Origin of the sequence: Butyrivibrio sp., from assembly GCF_017940685.1 — a bacterium.
Lineage (GTDB): Bacteria > Bacillota > Clostridia > Lachnospirales > Lachnospiraceae > Butyrivibrio.
In genome coordinates, this window is sequence record NZ_JAGAYD010000058.1 from 1 (window position 1) to 2,285 (window position 2,285).

The window sequence follows — 2,285 nt, forward strand, 5'->3', positions numbered from 1 at the left end:
GTGAAGCCAAGCACATTGATACACTTGGCATGATAGTAACTTTAAGAGGACAGGACCAGAAGGTTAACCTCAAGTAAAGATAGTAAAAAGAGTTTATTTCTGGCATGATTTTATTGTCATGCCAGATTTTTTTTACCAGATAAAAATCAAAAACAAAGGAGATTCCTATGTCCAGTAAATACAGCCTGTTATTTCCAAATCAGAGCCTGCCCTACAGGAAGTTAACTGACCTTGCAGTCCACGACATCGGCATGGACAGCGTTCTTTTAAAGCTTTCCAGGGAAAAGAATGAGCAGGTATACATTTCTAATGTCATGAAGATGGTCACCTCTGACCCGACAAATGCCCGCTACAGAAGCGATGTTTTTGATGATATTTACAAGAACAAGGCAATGAGAGAAGAACTGTTAGAGCTCCTTGATAAAGTAAACTTTTTAAAAGAGTATGGCAGCTACAAGCACGACAATGACCACGAGCCTGGAATCTGGGATCTTGTCCACAGACTTGAAGAGATAAATGACTATATAAAGAGTATTGGTGCTATCTATAAATGCTTGTCAAATGCTGATATCCATTCAGAGGGACTTCTTGGCCTTAAGAAGTATGTGGAAGGGCTCTATGAGGATAATGGCTTTGAAGAGCTTAAAAAGGATATAAGCGAGCTTAAGGCGGATACCAGCTGCCTTAAGAGCGTAACAGTGGGCATCAATCTCAATGAGCGCTTTGAAGCCAGCGGTGTTGGTCTTATTTCCGTTAACAGCAGGCCGTTTTCCAAGTCTAATCTTGTCAGCCATTTTATGGACAAGGTCTCGGGAAAAGACATAATAAATGAGTCATCTGACTGGGACGGGGATTATAAGTTTGATGAAATCCAGGCTAAAGGTCCGCTTCAAAATGGAGCAGATTTCGTACCGCCTGTCTTTAGCCCCATGGCCATGATGAGCATCATGAAGGTGTCAGATGCTGATGATACTACAAAAGAAATAACAAACTACATGGATAAGATTACAGACAGGATGCTCTCTCAGACTGTGAAGCATCTTCGAAATGTGCTAAATAAGTACACTATGCTCACAGTGGGAGATATAACTGATCTGATCCCTGAGTTTATTTTCTATGTCCGCTGGGCAGAGTACATTGAAAAGATGTCTGATAAGGGGGCTGTGTTCTGTAAGCCAGAGGCCCTTGATGAGCTTAAAGAAACTGAGAATAAGCCTTTAATGGATGCAAAGGGAGTCTATAACATCAAGCTTTTATCCGAGCATTCATCTGCTTTTGAGGATATTGTGAGAAATGATCTGGATTTTACAAGGGAGCATACACTCTATATCCTTACCGGGGCAAATATGGGTGGCAAGACCACAATAACCCAGAGTATAGGACAGCTGTATTTTATGGCTCAGGCAGGAATCTATGTGGCAGCATCGCGGTTTAAGTATGTTCCAGTGGATGATATCTTCACTCACTTCCCGGCAGACGAAGACAAGACTATGGATCTTGGACGCCTTGGCGAAGAGTGCAAGCGTTTTAAAGAGCTGTATGAGAATGCAACTGAAAAGAGCCTCATGCTCCTAAATGAAACCTTTTCAACAACATCATTTGAAGAAGGCTACTACATAGCAAAAGACTGTTCAAAGGCAATCCTAAAAAAGGGCATCAGGACTATTTACAACACCCACATGCACAAGCTGGCCCTTGATATATCTGAGATAAATGACGAGGAAGTACCGGCAAAAGCTGCTTCCCTGGTAGTTAAGGCAAAAGAAGGGAAGCGCCTGTATGAAGTAGAGGTAGCTCCACCGGTTGGATTATCCTATGCAAAAGACATTGCGGAGAAATATGGGGTTACTTTTGAAATGTTATCAGCCTCTGATGCGCATAAATAAGCTGTTTTTTGGAAACTCAAAAAAATAATAAAAATTTTTGAAAAAAGGTGTTGACATTGTTTTTGGGAAGTGATAAATTATATTTCGTTGCGGCGCTACGATAGAACAGCGATAAACGCAGCAGTGGAGCGGGTTTTAAGCTCCAAGTACCTTGACAAATAAACAGTAATGCAACCCTGAAAAATTCCAAGAGAATTATTCAGAATTAACAAACCAAAGTAATAACGGACAGAACGAAAGCTAGTTTTTGTTCTGGCTAGATTGAACTATTTAGCAGTGCTTTGCTAGGCTCGAGAATACCTCGCCAAGCAAACTGTGCATAGGTAAAATTGTCCGAAACCACAATACGGTTTCGGATTTTACTCTAAAACGTGAGAGTTCGATCCTGGCTCAGGATGA

Annotated in this window: 1 protein-coding gene; it reads left to right on the forward strand. The window is 41.2% G+C overall.

What is annotated here, in order from left to right; all coding sequences use genetic code 11:
* Positions 1–167 precede the first annotated feature (167 nt).
* Complete coding sequence (locus J6I68_RS04245) at positions 168–1,886, forward strand: MutS-related protein (protein WP_292217750.1); 1,719 nt, start codon at positions 168–170, stop codon at positions 1,884–1,886.
* Positions 1,887–2,285 lie beyond the last annotated feature (399 nt).